This is a genomic window from Janibacter sp. A1S7 (assembly GCF_037198315.1).
GTDB lineage: Bacteria > Actinomycetota > Actinomycetes > Actinomycetales > Dermatophilaceae > Janibacter > Janibacter alittae.
In genome coordinates this window covers 2,585,925-2,602,433 of sequence record NZ_CP144913.1, presented here as the reverse complement: position 1 = coordinate 2,602,433, position 16,509 = coordinate 2,585,925, and the positions used below count along the sequence as shown (strand labels likewise).

The window sequence follows — 16,509 nt, the reverse complement described above, 5'->3', positions numbered from 1 at the left end:
CGGCGCCGCCCGCCGGGGACCGCGGAGAGGAGCCGTGCGCAACCGTGTCCGTCGAGCATTCCGCCAAGCGGGAGATCCCTGATGCGACGGTCGCGCGGCTCCCGGGATATCTGCGCGCGCTCGGACAGCTCGCCGCCGTCGACGTGCTCTCCGTCTCCTCGGAAGAGCTCGCCCACAGCTCCGGTGTGAGCTCGGCCAAGCTGCGCAAGGACCTCAGCCACCTCGGCTCGTACGGGGTGCGCGGAGTCGGCTACGACGTCACCCACCTGAGCTACCAGATCTCCCGTGCCCTGGGCCTGACCCACGACTGGCCGGTGATCATCGTCGGCATGGGCAACCTCGGTCGTGCCCTGGCCTCGTACGGCGGCTTCGCGACCAAGGGATTCCAGGTCGTGGCACTGCTCGACCGGGACCCGGCCGTGGTCGGGCACATGCTCGACGAGCTCGTCATCCAGCCCATGGACGCGCTCGACGTGCACGTCACCCCGGGGGAGGCCTGCATCGGCGTCATCGCCACCCCCGCCGAGTCGGCCCAGCAGGTCGCCGATCTGCTGGTCTCGGCAGGAGTCAGCTCCATCCTCAACTTCGCCGCCACCGTCATCCAGGTCCCCGAAGGGGTGCACATGCGCAAGGTCGATCTGTCCACCGAGCTGCAGATCCTGGCCTTCCACGAGCAACAACGAGTCGGTATCGATCCCGACGAGTTGTTGGAGGGAGCTGGTCGATGAGTCTGCTCAGCTTCGGCTTCAACCACCGCCGCACACCCATCTCCGTCCTCGAGCGCGCCGCCCTGGACGATGCCAGCATCGGGGCCGTCATCGCGACGGCGCAGGCCAGCCCGGACATCTCCGAGCACCTCGTCATCGCCACCTGCAACCGCACCGAGGTGTACGCCGAGGTCTCGGCGTTCCACGGCGCCGTGGCCGACCTCACCGAAGCGTTGACGTCGAGCACGTCGATCACCCACGACGACCTCAAGGAGCACCTCGACCTGCACTACGGGGATGCTGCCGTCGCCCACGTCTTCAACGTCGCCGCTGGATTGGACTCGATGGCGGTGGGTGAGTCGCAGATCCTCGGCCAGCTGCGCGACGCGCTCGCGCGCGGTCAGAGCGAGGGGCACGTGGGCAGCCACCTGAACTCCCTCGTCCAGCAGGCGTTGCGCACCGGGAAGCAGGTGCACTCCGAGACCGGCTTGGACGAGGTCTCGCGCTCGTTGGTGACTGCGGGTCTGGATTCCGTGGAGGAGCACGTCGGCCCGCTCTCGGACACCCACGTCCTCGTCATCGGTGCCGGATCCATGAGCGCGCTGGCGGCGACCACGGCAGTGCGCCGCGGCGTCGCGCGCCTGACCGTCGTCAACCGCACCCACGAGCGCGGCGTCGCCCTGGCCGAGCGGCTCGGCGGCCGGGCCCTGCCCACCGACGAGCTCGGTGAAGCCCTCGCGCACGCCGACGTCGTCATCTCCTGCACCGGATCGACCGGGCTGGCCGTCACCCTCGCCGACGTCGCCGATGCGCAGGTCGAGCGGGCCGGCCGCAAGCAGGGCTTCATCGACCTCGCCCTGCCGCACGACATCGCGCACGAGGTCGCCGACCTGAGCGGGATCGTGCTGCTCGGCCTGGGTGAGCTGGGCGACATGCTCGGTGCCGACGGCGTCGTGCCGGAGGTCGAGCAGGCCCGCTCCATCGTCGGCGATGCCGTGACCCGGCACCTCGGTGCCCGGGCGGCGAGCATCGCCGCGCCCACCGTCCGTGCCCTGCGGGAGGCCGCGCAGCAGGTCGTCGAGTCCGAGCTCGCCCGGATGGACCAGCGTGCCCCGGGCATGTCCGCCGCCGATCGCGAGGAGGTCGGCCGCGCCGTGCACCGCATCGTCGACAAGCTGCTGCACCAGCCCACCGTGCGGGCCAAGGAGCTGGCGGTCGACGGGCGCTTCGGCGAGTACGAGGACGCCCTGCGCCAGTTGTTCGACCTGCATGCCGAAGGAGGCCCGCTGTGACCACGCTCCGTCTCGGCACCCGCCGATCGAAGCTCGCCATGACCCAGTCCGGACACGTCGCAGACGCCTTGCGGGCCGAGGGACACGACGTGGAGATCGTGGAGATCGTCACCGAGGGCGACACCAGTCGCGCCTCGCTGGCCAGCATGGGCGGCCACGGCGTCTTCGCCAGCGCGCTGCGCGAGGCCCTCCTGGCCGGCGAGATCGACATCGCCGTGCACTCCCTCAAGGACCTGCCGACCACGCCGGAGACCGGTCTGGTCGTCGCCGCCATCCCGGCCCGGGTCGACCCCCGCGACGCACTGTGCGCCCGCGACGGACTCACCCTCGGTGAGCTCGGCGAGGGAGCGGTCATCGGGACCGGCTCCCCCCGTCGCCGGGCCCAGCTGGCCTGCCTCGGTCTCGGGCTGGAGTTCCGCGACATCCGCGGCAACCTCGGCACCCGACTCGACCTGGTCGGCCCCGGCGAGGGCCAGCTCGACGCGATCGTCCTGGCCCACGCGGGCCTGACCCGGTCCGGTCTGCAGGGACGGGTCACCGAGCTGCTCGAGCCGATCCAGATGCTCTCCGCCCCCGGCCAGGGGGCCCTGGGCGTCGAGTGCCGTGAGGGGGACGAGCAGGTGCTCGCCGCCCTTCGTCCACTCGACGATGCCGAGACCCGGGCGGCGGTCACCGCCGAGCGTGGTGTCCTCGCCGAGCTCGGGGCCGGCTGTGCCGCCCCCGTCGGAGCCCTTGCCGAGGTCGTCGACGACGTCGACGGCCCCATCCTCTCCCTGCGAGCCGTCGTCGCCGCGACGGACGGCTCCGGGGAGCTGCGCCGGTCCGTGACCGGCCCACTCGGGGAGGCGGAGGACCTCGGTCGCCGCCTCGCCCGGACCCTCATCGCCGACGGCGCGCCCGCGCTCGCCGACTTGTCCGCCACCCACCCCACGACCGCTTCGGAGCATGCCCAGTGACCCCCCAGCGCTCGACCGCATCCGCCAACGCCGCAGCACGCCGACCGGCCCGAGTCGCCTTCGTCGGCGCCGGACCGGGTGACGCATCACTGATGACCGTCGCCTCCGTCGAGCTGCTGTCGCGGGCCGACGCCGTCATCACCGACCAGCTGACCAACGAGGAGATCATCGCCTCGATGACCGGGGAGGACGTCGAGATCGTCGATGCCAGCCACGGTGAGCACGGCCAGCAACTCACCCACGCCTCGCGCGCCAAGCTGGTCGTCAAGACGGCCAAGGCGCACAAGGGAGGACTCGTCGTGCGCCTCATGGACGGCGACCCGGCGACCTTCAACGGGCTCGCCGAGGAGGCGACCGCACTGGCCAAGGCGGACATCGACTTCGACGTCGTCCCGGGCGTCTCTGCCGTGAGTGCCGTGCCGTCGTATGCCGGTGTCCCGCTGACCAGCCGCTCGACCGGTGCCCTCCACGTCGTCAGTGTCTCCGGGTCCAAGCGCCCGGACCTGTCGGCCTCGGTCGGCAGCGACGTCACACTCGTGCTGCTCGGCCTGCCCGAGCATCTCGTCCCGGCCTTCGCCGACCTGCTCGCCAAGGGCCGTGACGGCGAGACCGCTGTCGCTCTCACGCGGGGCGGCACGACCACCTCGCAGGTCACCCACGGCACCACCCTCGCCGAGGCCGCCGACGCCGTCGTCGGGCTCGAGGTCCCGACTCTGGCGATCGTCGGTCCGACCGTCACCATGCGCAGCACGCTGTCCTGGTTCGAGACCAAACCGCTCTACGGCTGGAACGTCCTGATCCCGCGGACGAAGGACCAGTCCGGTCCGATGACCAAGCAGCTGCTCGGCCACGGCGCGACGAGCGAGGTCGTCCCGACCATCAGCGTCGAGCCGCCCCGCACGCCGCAGGCCGTCGAGCGGGCCGTGCGCGGCCTCGTCACCGGCCGCTACCAGTGGATCGGCTTCACCTCGGTCAACGCCGTCAAGGCCATCCGGGAGAAGTTCGAGGAGTTCGGCCTCGACGCCCGGGCCTTCTCCGGGCTGAAGATCGCTGCGGTCGGTGGCGTCACTGCCGACGCGCTGCGCGACTGGGGCATCGAGCCCGACCTCGTGCCGACCGGGGAGATGTCCGCCCGCGGCCTGCTCGAGGAGTGGCCGCCCTACGACGAGGTCCTCGACCCGATCGACCGCGTCTTCCTGCCCCGGGCCGACATCGCGACCGACACCCTCGTGGCCGGTCTGCAGGAGATGGGCTGGCAGGTCGACGACGTCACCGCGTACCGCACGGTGCGGGCCACCCCGCCGCCCGCGCCCACGCGCGACGCGATCAAGCAGGGTGCCTTCGACGCCGTCGTCTTCACCTCGTCCTCCACGGTGCGCAACCTCGTCGGTATCGCCGGAAAGCCGCACCCGTCCACGGTCATCGCCTGCATCGGTCCGGCCACGGTCAAGACGGCGGAGGAGGCCGGCCTCCGGGTCGACGTCATGGCCCCCGAAGCCACCGGAGCGAGCCTCGTCGAGGCACTGGCCGACCACGGCCGCAAGCTGGCCGATGCAGCGATCGAAGTGGGTGAGGAGCCCCAGCGCCCGAGTGCTCGCCGCAAGAAGGCGACGACCCGCCGCACGAAGGCGAAGGGGTGAGTCCCACGACCTCTGCTCCGACCGGACCGGCGGTGCGTCCGCGGCGGCTGCGGGGCAGCGCCCCCCTTCGTCGTCTCGTCGCGGAGACCCGGGTGCACCCGGCGGATCTGGTCCTGCCCGTCTTCGTCCGCGAGGGCCTCGACGCGCCGGTGGAGATCTCCTCCATGCCGGGCACGGTGCAGCACACGATCGACTCGCTCGTCGAGGAGGCGCGTGCCTGCGTCGCCGCCGGCATCGGAGGGATCATGCTCTTCGGCGTGCCGCAGACCAAGGACGCGCGCGGCTCCGGAGCGGACGACCCGGAAGGGATCCTCAACGTCGCCACCCGGGCCGTCGTCGACGCGGTCGGTGACGGACTCGTCGTCATGACCGACCTGTGTCTCGACGAGTTCACCGACCACGGGCACTGCGGGGTGCTCACCACCGACCCCGCCGGTCGGACCGTCGTCGACAACGACGCCACCCTGACGCGGTACGCCGACATGGCGCTCGCGCAGGCGGCCGCCGGGGCGCACGCGCTCGGGCTGTCCGGGATGATGGATGGCCAGGTCGCCCACGTGCGCGCGGCGCTGGATCGTGCCGGTTACACCGACACCCTCGTGCTGGCCTACGCCGCGAAGTACACCTCAGCCTTGTACGGCCCCTTCCGCGAGGCCGTGCAGTCCTCGCTCACCGGCGACCGGGCGACCTACCAGCAGGATCCGGCCAACGCCGTCGAGGCCCTGCGCGAGGTCGAGCTGGACCTCGCGGAGGGAGCCGACATCATCATGGTCAAGCCGGCCCAGCCGCACCTGGACATCATCGCCGCCACGGCGCAGGTGTCGACCGTGCCCGTCGCGGCGTACCAGATCTCCGGCGAGTACGCGCAGATCGTCGCTGCCGCCGACCGTGGCTGGATCGACCGTGAGGCAGCGGTGCTCGAGTCGCTCATCCACATCAGGAGGGCGGGAGCGCAGATGATCCTCACGTACTTCGCACTCGAGGTGGCGCAGCGACTGTGAGCGACACCAACTGGCTGGATGCACAGCAGCAGAAGCACTGGCGCGCCTTCCTGCGCGGGACGCGCCTGCTCGAGAAGGCGCTCGTCGACGACCTGGCGCCCCACAAGATGCAGCTGACCGAGTACGAGCTGCTGTCGATGCTCTCCGAGTCGCCCGGGCAGCGCACCCGCATGTCCCGTCTCGCCGACGACATCGTGCAGTCACGCTCCCGGGTGACGCACACTGCCGCGCGACTGGAGAAGCGCGGCTGGGTCGAGCGTTGCCGCGCCACGGACGACGGTCGTGGCGTCGAGATCCTGCTCACCGACGAGGGCCGTACGGTCCTCGACGAGCTCGCCGGGACGCACGTCGAGTCGGTGCGCGAGCACCTCGTGGACATCCTCACCCCGGAGCAGTTCACCGCGCTGGGTGAGGCGATGGCCACAGTGCGTGACCGGCTCGCGCCCGAGCACCACGAGATCGGGCTGGACGACTAGGTCGCCCGCTCACGGGGAACTGCTCCCTGTGGGGGAGACTGGGGACATGACGCAATCCACGACCCGATCCGAGGCCCTCTTCGACCGTGCCCGTGCCGTGACGCCCGCCGGAGTGAACTCCCCGGTGCGCGCCTTCGGCGGGGTCGGTGGGGTCCCGCGGTTCATCGAGCGCGCCGAGGGGCCGTGGCTGACCGACGTCGACGGCAACCGGTACGTCGACCTCATCTGCTCATGGGGACCGATGATCCTCGGTCACGCGCACCCGGACGTCCTCGCCGCCGTGACCGATGCCGCCACGAGGGGCTTCTCCTTCGGGACCCCGACCGAGAACGAGGTCGCGCTCGCCGCCGAGGTGATCGACCGGGTCGAGCCGCTCGAGCAGGTCCGCCTCGTGTCCTCCGGGACCGAGGCGACGATGTCCGCCCTTCGCCTGGCGCGAGGGGTGACCGGTCGTTCGGTCATCGTGAAGTTCGCTGGCTGCTACCACGGCCACGTGGACGCCCTTCTCGCAGAGGCGGGCTCGGGTGTGGCGACCTTTGCGCTGCCTGGCTCCGCCGGTGTCCCCGCCTCGGCCGCAGGGGAAACGGTCGTGCTCCCGTACAACGACCTCGGCGCCGTCGAGGAGCTCTTCGCCGCACGTGGGGAGGAGATCGCCGCGGTCATCACCGAGGCCGCGCCCGGCAACATGGGCATCGTCCCGCCCGCGCCGGGGTTCACAGAGGGCCTGCGCCGGGTGACCGCAGCCCACGGCGCGCTCCTGATCAGTGACGAGGTCATGACCGGCTTCCGGTCCAGCCGTTCCGGGTGGTACGGCCTCGAGACCGGTCCAGAGGGTGCCCACCCCGGGGGCTACGAAGGGGGAGCGCCCGACCTGTTCACCTTCGGCAAGGTCATGGGCGGCGGTTTTCCGGCTGCGGCCTTCGGCGGGCGCGCCGACCTCATGGCCCGGCTCGCCCCGGAGGGACCCGTGTACCAGGCCGGGACCCTGTCGGGTAACCCCGTGGCGACCGCTGCCGGGCTCGCCACGCTGCGCGCCTGCACCCCCGAGCTCTACCCGCGGCTGGAGGCCACGGCCACCCGCATCGCCGACGCCGCCTCGGCCGCCCTGTCCGCCGAGGGGGTGGCCCACCGCGTGCAGTGGGCCGGCTCGATGTTCTCGATCTTCTTCCGCGAGGGGCAGGTGCACTCCTTCGCCGACGCCCGGGAGCAGGACACGGGTGCCTACGGCCGCTTCTTCCACGCGATGCTCGAGGGCGGAGTGCACCTGCCGCCGAGTGCCTTCGAGGCATGGTTCGTCTCCGGGGCCCTCGACGACGAGGCACTCGAGACGATTCTGGCCGCCCTGCCCGCCGCCGCAGCGGCCGCGGCGTCCGTCTGACCTCCCGAAGCGAACGCGAGCCGGCAGCACTTCGTATGGTCAGCAGCACGACGAGATGCTGCTGGCCATACGACGTGGAGCCTGCAGCACTTTGCTCGCGCGTGGGCAGGCGTCCTCAGGCGCGGGCGAGGTACAGCACGTACTCCAGACAACGATCCTGACGCTCGACCGGAAGCACGATCTCCTCGGTCGGCGCCAGTCCCGTCAACGTCGCGAGCAGCTGCGGCTCGCGCTGGGCCGCCCAGATCGCCAGGACGCCCCCCGTCGTCACCTGTGACAGGAGGACGGACAGTGCGGTGGCCGAGTAGAGGCGCTCGTTCTCCTCGTGCACGAGGAAGCCCGGCCCGTTGTCCACGTCGAGCAGGACCAGGTCCCACGGCCCCGCCGGCTCACCGTCACCGACGGCCGAGGCGGCGTCCTGCACGTGCAGGGTCACTCGTGGGTGACGGGCGAGCACGCCGAGCGTCGGGGTCAGGCCCAGACGGGCCCACTGGACGAGGTCCTCCTCGATCTCGACGACGTGCAGGTCGCGCACCCGCCGGTCCTTGAGTGCCTGCCAGGCGGTGAAGCCGAGGCCCAGGCCGCCGACGAGGACTCGCGTGGGTGCCGCCACCCGCTCCAGGGAACGCTGCGCCAGGGCCGTCTCGGTCGCGGTGTCCGCCGAGTCCATCGCGAAGACGCCGGCAACGACCAACTCGTGCACCACGGTGCCATCGGCGGAGGCACGCTCACGCAGCGCGATCTCTCCTCGGGGCGTCTCAGCGGTGGCGATCGTCTCGGGAGTGCTGTCCATGACCTGCTTCCGGTCGGCGAGGGTATTTTTGCGACATCTGCGTTGCCTATTACGTCACGGTAACCGGGTAAAAGTCACATTCCGAACGGCCGGGCCGCCACAGTGCTCCCGGTCACGAGGGGGTACCTTGAGCCCGTGGCTACTACGACTCTCCCTGCGAAGAAGAAGGGAGTGGCGTCGTCCTCCATCGGGTTGAAATTCCTCATGGCGGGCTCCGGCGTCATCTTCCTCCTGTATGTGCTCCTGCACATGTACGGCAACCTCATGGCACTGGGTGGCCAGGAGACGTTCGACACCTATGCGCACCATCTGCGCACGTTCGGTGAGCCGATGCTCCCGTACGGCGGCATGCTGTGGACCGTGCGGGTCGTGCTGATCCTCTCGATCATCGCGCACGTGTACGCCGGGATGACGTTGTGGGCCAGGGCCGGTTCGGCACGCCCGCAGAAGTACGCCGTGAAGAAGAACCTCGGATCCACGCTCGCGTCACGCACCATGCGGTGGGGTGGGCTGGCCATCCTGGTCTTCGTCATCTGGCACCTGATCCACTTCACGCTCGTCAAGCCGGCCATCAACAGCTCGGTGAGCGCGCAGGCGGTGGAGGAGTCCCCCTTCGTCATGGTCCAGGCGAGCTTCGAGCTGTGGTGGATGGTTCTCATCTACGCGCTGGCGATGATCGCCCTGGGCATGCACCTGTATCACGGGATCTGGAGCGCGGCCCAGACGATGGGCCTGACGACCACCGCGGTCGCGCGCAGGCGAGCGAAGTCACTCGGGGCGATCCTGGGGATCGTCATCGTCGTCGGCTTCCTCATCCCGCCGTTCGCGATCCTCTTCAACCTCATCGCCTGATTCTGGAGCACTGACACACATGACCGACACGCTCAGCGAGTTCTTCACCGAGGGTGAACCGATCGCCGACACCAAGGCGCCCAAGGTGCCGATCGACAAGATGTGGACGCAGCGCCAGTTCGACGCCGGCCTCGTCCAGCCGACCAACCGGAGCAAGTCCTCGGTGATCGTCGTCGGCACCGGTCTGGCCGGAGGCGCTGCGGCTGCCACGCTCGGCGAGGCCGGGTACCACGTGAAGTCCTTCTGCTACCAGGACTCCCCGCGTCGCGCCCACTCCATCGCCGCCCAGGGCGGCATCAACGCCGCGAAGAACTACAAGGAGGACGGGGACTCGACCTACCGTCTCTTCTACGACACGGAGAAGGGCGGCGACTACCGCTCCCGTGAGACCAACACCTACCGTCTGGCCGAGGTCAGCGCGAACATCATCGACCAGTGCGTCGCCCAGGGTGTTCCCTTCGCCCGTGAGTACGGGGGTCTGCTGGACAACCGGTCCTTCGGTGGCGTCCAGGTCTCCAGGACGTTCTACGCCCGTGGCCAGACCGGTCAGCAGCTGCTCATCGGCGCCTACCAGGCCCTCGAGCGGCAGATCGCGGCCGGCACCGTCGACGAGTACACCCGCCACGAGATGCTCGAGCTGATCATCGAGGACGGCCGCGCCCGCGGCATCGTCGCCCGTGACCTGGTCACCGGTGAGCTGGAGACGCACGTCGCTGACGCGGTCGTGCTGGCCAGCGGCGGGTACGGCAACGTCTTCTACCTCTCGACCAACGCCATGGGCTCCAACGTCACAGCCAGCTGGCGCGCGCACCGCAAGGGTGCCTACATGGCCAACCCCTGCTACACGCAGATCCACCCGACGTGCATCCCGGTCGCTGGCGACTACCAGTCGAAGCTGACCCTGATGTCGGAGTCGCTGCGCAACGACGGTCGCATCTGGGTACCCAAGCGCGCGGAGCACTGCGACAAGGACCCGCGGGAGATCGCCGAGGAGGATCGCGACTACTACCTGGAGCGCAAGTACCCCTCCTTCGGCAACCTCGTGCCCCGCGACATCGCGTCACGCCAGGCCAAGGTCGTGTGTGACGAGGGACGGGGCGTCGGCCCCAAGGTCGGCGACTTCCGTCGCGGCGTCTACCTCGACTTCGCATCGGCGATCGAGCGACTGGGCGAGGACGCTATCCGGAACAAGTACGGCAACCTCTTCGACATGTACATGCGCATCACCGGCGAGGACCCGTACAAGGTCCCGATGCGCATCTACCCCGCGGTCCACTACGTGATGGGCGGTCTGTGGGTCGACTACGACCTGCAGAGCTCCATCCCGGGGCTCTTCGTGGCCGGTGAGGCCAACTTCTCCGACCACGGCGCCAACCGCCTCGGCGCCTCGGCCCTGATGCAGGGCCTGGCGGACGGCTACTTCGTCCTGCCCAACACCATCCGCGACTACCTGTCCAAGGGCCCGTACCCGCAGGTGGACGAGAACTCCCCAGCAGTGGCAGAGGTCAAGGCCGCCGTCGCCGACCGCACCGAGAAGCTGCTGTCCATCAATGGTGAGCGGACCGTGGACTCCTTCCACAAGGAGCTCGGGCACATCATGTGGGAGTACTGCGGGATGGAGCGCAACGAGGAGGGCCTGCTGAAGGCCATCGACCTCATCCGGAGCCTGCGTGAGGAGTTCTGGCGCAACGTCAATGTTCCCGGCTCGGCCGACACCCTCAACCAGAGTCTGGAGAAGGCGGGCCGCGTCGCGGACTTCCTCGAGCTCGGAGAGCTCATGTGCATCGACGCGCTCCACCGGAGCGAGTCCTGCGGGTGCCACTTCCGGTCCGAGTCCCAGACCGAGGACGGCGAGGCCCTGCGCGACGACGAGGACTTCGCCTACGTCGCCGCTTGGGAGTTCCAGCCCGACGAGGCGGGCCTTCCCGGCAAGCCGGTCCTGCACAAGGAGGACCTCACGTTCGAGGCCATCGAACTCAAGCAGCGGAGCTACAAGTGAGTGGAATGAATCTGACCCTGAAGGTCTGGCGTCAGGAGGGACCCGCCACGAAGGGTGACCTCGTGACCTACGAGATGACCGACGTCTCCCCGGACATGTCCTTTTTGGAGATGCTCGACGTCCTCAACGAGCGGCTCGTGACGGAGGGCGAGGACCCGATCGCCTTCGACAGCGACTGTCGTGAGGGCATCTGCGGCATGTGCGGCCTGATGATCTCCGGTGAGGCGCACGGCCCAGAGCGCACGACGACGTGCCAGCTGCACATGCGCACGTTCACCGACGGCGAGGTGATCACCGTCGAGCCCTGGCGGGCCAGTGCCTTCCCGATCATCAAGGACCTCGTGGTCGACCGCGGTTCCTTCGACCGGATCATCGAGTCCGGCGGCTACATCTCGGTCAACACCGGTGCCGCCCCGGATGCCCATGCGACCCCGGTGCCGAAGCAGAACGCCGACCGCGCCTTCATGGCAGCCGAGTGCATCGGCTGCGGTGCGTGCGTGGCTGCGTGCCCGAATGCCTCGGGCATGCTCTTCCTCGGCGCGAAGATCACCCACCTCGGTGAGCTCCCGCAGGGTCAGGCCGAGCGTTCTGCGCGTGTGGTCTCGATGGTCGACCAGCACGACGAAGAGGGTTTCGGCGGCTGCACCAACATCGGCGAGTGCAGCCACGCCTGCCCGAAGGGGATCCCGCTGGACGTCATCAGCCAGCTCAACGCCGACTTGCGCAACGCGGCCGGAAGCAACCGCTGAGCGCACCAGCAAGGGCCCGCACCGATTCCTCGGCGCGGGCCCTTCGCTCGTCCGGGCCGCGTCCCGGCGCGGGGCTCAGCCGAGCCAACCCACTCGGCTGACGAGTAGCGCATAGCCGACGAAGGCGACGATGTCGATGACCCAGTGGGCGATGATCATGGGCGCGGTGCGCCGGATCCTGAGGTAGACCGCGCCGAGGAGCAGGCCCATCGCGACGTTCCCGACGAAGCCACCCAGACCCTGGTAGAGGTGGTAGCTGCCGCGGACGAGGGCGCTGACGACGACGATGGCCAGGGGCGACCAGCCGGCCTCACGCCACCGGGTGAAGAGGTAGCCGAGCATGATGACTTCCTCGAGCACGGCGTTCTTGCCGGCAGCGAGGACCAGGACGGGGACGGTCCACCAGACGGTGCCCAGATCGGCGGCGGCCACCGTGGTGTTCAGGTCCAGGGCGCGGGCGGCGAGGTAGAGGCCCAGCCCGGGGATGCCGATCACGGCGGCGAGACCGAGGCCCTGGCCGAGGTCGCGCAAGGGAGCCCGACGGTCGAGCCCGATGAGCCGGAGCGGGTGGGGGTGCTGGCGGGCCAGCAGGTGCAGGGCCAGCACGACCGGGACCAGCGCAAGACCGATGCCGACCAGCTGGTGGGTCAGATCGAGCCAGGGCCGGTCAGGTGTGACGGACTGGTTCATCGCGGTCACCTGGGTGGAGAGGGACTCGCCTGCGGTGAACTTGCGAACGAGCGACAGCACCGACCAGATGGCCGAGGCGCCGAGGGAGACCCCGAGGACGAGTACGGACTCGGTCAGCGCCGTGCGTGGGGCGAGGCGCTCCGGGGGTCCGACGCGCTCCACGGGCGCACTGGCTGCTGGCATGTCCCCACTCTAGGGACCCGGTTGCGTGCAGCCTCGCCACACCGTGCGGGGGCGAAGGGGGGCGGTCCCAACCGTGGTCAGCCCAGGATGATCTGGCGCCGGTAGTACCCGATGAGGGGCTCGCGGCGTGCGACCCGGGTGCGGTGGTTGGCGACGAAGTACGGCACGGCGACGACCGCGACGGACAGGACGAGGAAGGCCAGCGCGATCCCCGCCAGGATCAGTGAAGCGGTGAGGAACGTGGTGACGGAGGAGATGCTCATGATCAGACCTTTCTACATCTGTTGAAGACGTTGGTGAATCTACGCCTGTAGAAGGTCGGCGTCAAGTCGTGCCACGTCGCACACCCGGGCCGGCGCCGCGGTGCGCCGGGTACCGTGACCGCAATGGGCGTCAAGGAGACCTCGGGCCTGTCCCCGAGGATGCAGCTGATCCTCGAGGCCGCGACGCGGGTCGTGGCCGCGCGAGGCATGCGTGGGCTGACCCATCGCGCCGTGGACGCCGAGGCGGGACTGCCCCAGGGGAGCACCTCCGGCTACCTGCGCACCCGCATGGCCCTCGTGACCGCCCTGACGGAGTTCATCGCCGCCGGTCTCATCGACAACGTCGAGGTCCTGGCCGGCCGGCAGCAGGCGGGCGAGACCGATGAGGCACTCATCCAGAGCGCCCTGGACCTCTTTGCCGGCTGGTTGCGCGAGCCGGATGCGTTGATCGCCAAGGCCGAGCTGGCCCAGGAGGTGGCCCGCGAGCCCGAGATCGCGGCGGCGATGGAGCCGGCCCGCGAGCGCATCGAGGGCATCGTCGGGCAGATCCTCGCCCTCGCCGAGGTCGACGACGTCCAGACCTCCGCGCAGGCGATCATCGCCGCGATGGAGGGTGTGCTCAGCGCGGCGCTCCTGCGTCCGGAGCCCGAGCGCGAGGCCTTCGTGCGCGACATCGGCCACCGCATCATCACCGCCTTCATCCCGCAGGACTGATCGACTCCCGCCGGGGTGACCCACCCCCTTCGCCCGTCGTCGTGGCCCGGCTGGGCGAGGGCGCAACGGCGGGAACCTAGGATGAGCAACCATGAAGGTTCTCTCCTGCGTCGCCTGGCCGTACGCGAACGGTCCCCGCCACCTCGGTCACGTCGCCGGCTTCGGGGTGCCCTCGGACGTCTTCAGCCGGTACATGCGCATGGCGGGCAACGACGTCCTCATGGTCAGCGGCTCGGACGAGCACGGCACGCCGATCCTCGTCCTCGCCGACAAGCAGGGGACCACCGCACGCGAGCTCGTCGACGTCCACCACTCGACGATCACCCACGAGCTCGCCGACCTGGGCTGCTCCTACGACCTCTACACGCGCACGACGGCACGCAACCACTACCGGGTGGCGCAGCACATGTTCGAGCAGTGCCGGGCCAACGGCTACTTCATCGAGCAGACGCAGGCGGTGGCGATCGACCCGCGCACCGGCCGCACGCTGCCCGACCGCTACATCGAGGGCACCTGCCCGATCTGCGGGTACGACGAGGCCCGTGGCGACCAGTGCGACAACTGCGGCAACCAGCTCGAGCCGAGCGACCTGAAGGATCCGCGCAGCAAGATCGACGGCTCGACCCCGCAGTTCGGCGAGACCGAGCACTTCTTCCTCGACCTGCCGTCGCTGGCCGATGCCCTGCGTGAGTACCTCGAGGGTCGTGAGGCGACCGGGACGTGGCGGCCCAACGTCATCCGCTTCAGCATGAACATCCTCGACGACATCCGTCCGCGGGCGATGACCCGTGACATCGACTGGGGCATCCCGCTGCCGGGTGAGCTCGGGGAGAAGTACCCGACCAAGCGCTTCTACGTGTGGTTCGACGCGGTCATCGGCTACCTCTCGGCGTCCATCGAGTGGGCCCGTCGCCAGGGCGACCCCGACCTGTGGCGCCAGTGGTGGAACGACCCGCAGGCCCTGTCCTACTACTTCATGGGCAAGGACAACATCACCTTCCACTCCCAGATCTGGCCGGCGGAGCTGCTCGCCTACGCCGGCAAGGGGGCGAAGGGGGGAACCCCCGGTGAGTACGGGGAGCTGAACCTGCCGACCGAAGTCGTCTCGAGCGAGTTCCTCACGATGGAGAGCCGGGCCTTCTCCTCCAGCCGCGGGCACGTGATCCACGTCCGGCACGTGCTCGAGGACTACGGGCCCGACGCGCTGCGCTACTACATCTGCGCGGCCGGCCCGGAGAGCCACGACGCCGACTTCACCTGGCCGGACTTCGTCCAGCGCAACAACGCCGAGCTCGTCGGCGGGTGGGGCAACCTCGTCAACCGCACGGCGTCGATGGTCGCCAAGAACTTCGGCGAGGTCCCGCAGCCGGGGGCGCTCGAGGACGTCGACGAGGCCGTCCTCGCGCGGGTGCGGGGTGCCTTCGACGAGGTCGGTGGCCTGCTCGGTCGGCACCGCCAGAAGGCGGCCCTGGCCGAGACGATGCGCGTCGTCGGCGATGTCAACAAGTACGTCACCGCCACCGAGCCCTTCCGGCTGAAGGGCGATGACCAGCGCGAGCGGCTCGCGACGGTGCTGCACACGCTGCTCCAGTGCGTCAGCGACTGCAACCTGCTGCTCGCTCCCTTCCTCCCGCACGCGGCCAACCGGGTCGACGCGGTGCTCGGTGGTGCCGGCGAGCTGGTGCCGATGCCGCGGGTCGACGCCGTCGAGGACCTCGACGGTGGCCCCGGGTACGAGATCATCACCGGTGACTACTCCGGTTTCCCCGCCTGGGAGAGCACGCCGGTGACCATCGGCAGGACCATCGCCAAGCCGAAGCCGGTCTTCACCAAGCTCGACGCCGAGGTCGTCGTCGGGACCGAGCGCGCGGCCCTGTCGGAAGACGCCTGATGGGTGGGCGAGGCGTCGTGCCGGCGCGACCCGACCCCCTTCCCATCGCCGTGGTCGACAACCACACCCACCTGGACATCCGGCGCCGGGACGTGCCGGACGCCATCGCCCCCGACGGTCCGGACGAGCGCACGACCCGGGACGTGGCAGCGGCCCTCGCCGAGGCCGCGAGCGTCGGTGTCGATCGGGTCGTCCAGGTCGGTTGCGATCTCGTCAGCGCCCGCTTCACCGTCGACCAGGTCGATCGACACCCGAGCATGCTCGGCGCGGTCGCCCTGCACCCCAACGAGGTCCCCGCACTCGCCGGTGCCGGTCGGCTGCAGGCCGCGTGGGACGAGATCGAGCGTCTGGCCGACCACCCACGCATCCGTGCGATCGGCGAGAGCGGCCTGGACCACTTCCGTACCGGGCCGGAGGGGCACGCGGTGCAGGAGGAGTCCTTCCGCTGGCACATCGACCTGGCGAAGCGCACGGGCAAGCCGCTGCAGATCCACGACCGGGACAGCCACGACGACGTCCTGCGCGTCCTCGCGCAGGAGGGCGCCCCCGAGGTGACCGTCCTGCACTGCTTCAGCGGTGACGTCGCGATGGCGCGCGAGTGCATCGAGCGGGGTTACCTGCTCTCCTTTGCCGGCACGGTGACCTTCAAGAGTGCCCATGAGGTGCGCGAGGCCCTGGCGATCACCCCGCTGGACCAGATGCTCGCCGAGACCGACGCGCCCTACCTCACCCCGTCCCCGGAGCGAGGCAACGCGAATGCGCCATACCTGTTGCCGCACACCGTCCGTGGCATGGCGCGCGCCCGGGGAGTGGACGTGGCGACCATGTGCGCGGCGGTCTCGGACAACGCCGCGCGAGTGTACGGACCATGGTGATGTCCGTCGCTTCCGTTATCAAAAATTGACCTGAGCGTTTTCGGTCAGGC

General features: G+C 69.8%; 16 protein-coding genes. 13 read left to right on the top strand and 3 right to left on the bottom strand.

The window, feature by feature from the left end:
* The first annotated feature begins 44 nt into the window (after positions 1-44).
* Genes V1351_RS12540 through hemL form a run of 7 tightly spaced genes read left to right on the top strand, consistent with a single transcriptional unit; the run spans position 45 to position 7,450 of the window.
* Entirely contained in the window at positions 45-728 is a 684-nt protein-coding gene (locus V1351_RS12540) for a redox-sensing transcriptional repressor Rex (RefSeq protein ID WP_338748541.1), read from the top strand.
* A complete protein-coding gene (locus V1351_RS12535; RefSeq protein ID WP_338748540.1) occupies positions 725-1,999 on the top strand; it encodes a glutamyl-tRNA reductase in 1,275 nt (424 codons plus the stop codon). The genes V1351_RS12540 and V1351_RS12535 overlap by 4 nt, the downstream gene beginning before the upstream one ends.
* Complete coding sequence (gene hemC, locus V1351_RS12530) at positions 1,996-2,955, top strand: hydroxymethylbilane synthase (RefSeq protein ID WP_338748539.1); 960 nt, start codon at positions 1,996-1,998, stop codon at positions 2,953-2,955. The genes V1351_RS12535 and hemC overlap by 4 nt, the downstream gene beginning before the upstream one ends.
* Positions 2,952-4,595 carry a uroporphyrinogen-III synthase gene (locus V1351_RS12525; RefSeq protein ID WP_338748538.1) on the top strand — a complete coding sequence of 548 codons (1,644 nt, stop codon included), beginning with the start codon at positions 2,952-2,954 and terminating at the stop codon, positions 4,593-4,595. Before hemC ends, V1351_RS12525 begins: the two co-directional genes overlap by 4 nt.
* Positions 4,592-5,596 carry a porphobilinogen synthase gene (hemB, locus tag V1351_RS12520; RefSeq protein WP_338748537.1) on the top strand — a complete coding sequence of 335 codons (1,005 nt, stop codon included), beginning with the start codon at positions 4,592-4,594 and terminating at the stop codon, positions 5,594-5,596. Before V1351_RS12525 ends, hemB begins: the two co-directional genes overlap by 4 nt.
* The gene (locus V1351_RS12515) at positions 5,593-6,072 is read left to right on the top strand and encodes a MarR family winged helix-turn-helix transcriptional regulator (RefSeq protein ID WP_338748536.1); all 480 of its coding nucleotides are present in this window, start codon (positions 5,593-5,595) and stop codon (positions 6,070-6,072) included. Before hemB ends, V1351_RS12515 begins: the two co-directional genes overlap by 4 nt.
* Before the next feature lie 46 nt (positions 6,073-6,118).
* Positions 6,119-7,450, top strand: a complete 1,332-nt coding sequence (gene hemL, locus V1351_RS12510; protein ID WP_338748535.1) for a glutamate-1-semialdehyde 2,1-aminomutase — start codon at positions 6,119-6,121, stop codon at positions 7,448-7,450.
* A gap of 115 nt (positions 7,451-7,565) precedes the next feature.
* Here the strand turns inward: hemL and V1351_RS12505 are convergent, their stop codons facing one another.
* Positions 7,566-8,243 carry a spermidine synthase gene (locus V1351_RS12505; RefSeq protein ID WP_338748534.1) on the bottom strand — a complete coding sequence of 226 codons (678 nt, stop codon included), beginning with the start codon at positions 8,241-8,243 and terminating at the stop codon, positions 7,566-7,568.
* 135 nt (positions 8,244-8,378) lie between these two features.
* Between V1351_RS12505 and V1351_RS12500 the strand changes: the two genes are divergently transcribed.
* Genes V1351_RS12500 through V1351_RS12490 form a run of 3 tightly spaced genes read left to right on the top strand, consistent with a single transcriptional unit; the run spans position 8,379 to position 11,843 of the window.
* Positions 8,379-9,095 carry a succinate dehydrogenase cytochrome b subunit gene (locus V1351_RS12500; protein ID WP_338748533.1) on the top strand — a complete coding sequence of 239 codons (717 nt, stop codon included), beginning with the start codon at positions 8,379-8,381 and terminating at the stop codon, positions 9,093-9,095.
* Between the two features lie 19 nt (positions 9,096-9,114).
* The gene (locus V1351_RS12495; protein WP_338748531.1) at positions 9,115-11,094 is read left to right on the top strand and encodes a fumarate reductase/succinate dehydrogenase flavoprotein subunit; all 1,980 of its coding nucleotides are present in this window, start codon (positions 9,115-9,117) and stop codon (positions 11,092-11,094) included.
* Between the two features lie 5 nt (positions 11,095-11,099).
* Entirely contained in the window at positions 11,100-11,843 is a 744-nt protein-coding gene (locus V1351_RS12490) for a succinate dehydrogenase/fumarate reductase iron-sulfur subunit (RefSeq protein ID WP_338748530.1), read from the top strand.
* 75 nt (positions 11,844-11,918) lie between these two features.
* Here the strand turns inward: V1351_RS12490 and V1351_RS12485 are convergent, their stop codons facing one another.
* Entirely contained in the window at positions 11,919-12,716 is a 798-nt protein-coding gene (locus tag V1351_RS12485) for a CPBP family intramembrane glutamic endopeptidase (RefSeq protein WP_338748529.1), read from the bottom strand.
* 77 nt (positions 12,717-12,793) lie between these two features.
* Positions 12,794-12,979: a hypothetical protein gene (locus V1351_RS12480; protein ID WP_338748528.1), complete on the bottom strand. Its 186-nt coding sequence runs from the start codon at positions 12,977-12,979 to the stop codon at positions 12,794-12,796.
* 123 nt (positions 12,980-13,102) lie between these two features.
* On the opposite strand from V1351_RS12480, the gene V1351_RS12475 reads away from it, so the two are divergent.
* The 3 genes from V1351_RS12475 to V1351_RS12465 all read left to right on the top strand — a co-directional run bounded on the left by V1351_RS12475 (position 13,103) and on the right by V1351_RS12465 (position 16,459).
* Positions 13,103-13,693 (top strand): TetR/AcrR family transcriptional regulator, encoded by a 591-nt coding sequence (locus V1351_RS12475; RefSeq protein WP_338748527.1) that lies wholly within the window; start codon positions 13,103-13,105, stop codon positions 13,691-13,693.
* Positions 13,694-13,784: 91 nt separating this feature from the next.
* Positions 13,785-15,584, top strand: coding sequence for a methionine--tRNA ligase (gene metG, locus V1351_RS12470; RefSeq protein ID WP_338748526.1), 1,800 nt, complete (start codon positions 13,785-13,787; stop codon positions 15,582-15,584).
* Positions 15,584-16,459 carry a TatD family hydrolase gene (locus V1351_RS12465; protein ID WP_422388979.1) on the top strand — a complete coding sequence of 292 codons (876 nt, stop codon included), beginning with the start codon at positions 15,584-15,586 and terminating at the stop codon, positions 16,457-16,459. The genes metG and V1351_RS12465 overlap by 1 nt, the downstream gene beginning before the upstream one ends.
* Positions 16,460-16,509 lie beyond the last annotated feature (50 nt).

Bases quoted from the DNA above. Each gene is read 5' to 3' on its own strand.
- V1351_RS12535 (WP_338748540.1), top strand. From the start codon at position 725: ATGAGTCTGCTCAGCTTCGGCTTCAACCACCGCCGCACACCCATCTCC.
- hemL (WP_338748535.1), top strand. From the start codon at position 6,119: ATGACGCAATCCACGACCCGATCCGAGGCCCTCTTCGACCGTGCCCGT.
- V1351_RS12505 (WP_338748534.1), bottom strand. From the start codon at position 8,243: ATGGACAGCACTCCCGAGACGATCGCCACCGCTGAGACGCCCCGAGGA.
- V1351_RS12495 (WP_338748531.1), top strand. From the start codon at position 9,115: ATGACCGACACGCTCAGCGAGTTCTTCACCGAGGGTGAACCGATCGCC.
- V1351_RS12490 (WP_338748530.1), top strand. From the start codon at position 11,100: ATGAATCTGACCCTGAAGGTCTGGCGTCAGGAGGGACCCGCCACGAAG.
- V1351_RS12485 (WP_338748529.1), bottom strand. From the start codon at position 12,716: ATGCCAGCAGCCAGTGCGCCCGTGGAGCGCGTCGGACCCCCGGAGCGC.
- V1351_RS12480 (WP_338748528.1), bottom strand. From the start codon at position 12,979: ATGAGCATCTCCTCCGTCACCACGTTCCTCACCGCTTCACTGATCCTG.
- V1351_RS12475 (WP_338748527.1), top strand. From the start codon at position 13,103: ATGGGCGTCAAGGAGACCTCGGGCCTGTCCCCGAGGATGCAGCTGATC.
- metG (WP_338748526.1), top strand. From the start codon at position 13,785: ATGAAGGTTCTCTCCTGCGTCGCCTGGCCGTACGCGAACGGTCCCCGC.
- V1351_RS12465 (WP_422388979.1), top strand. From the start codon at position 15,584: ATGGGTGGGCGAGGCGTCGTGCCGGCGCGACCCGACCCCCTTCCCATC.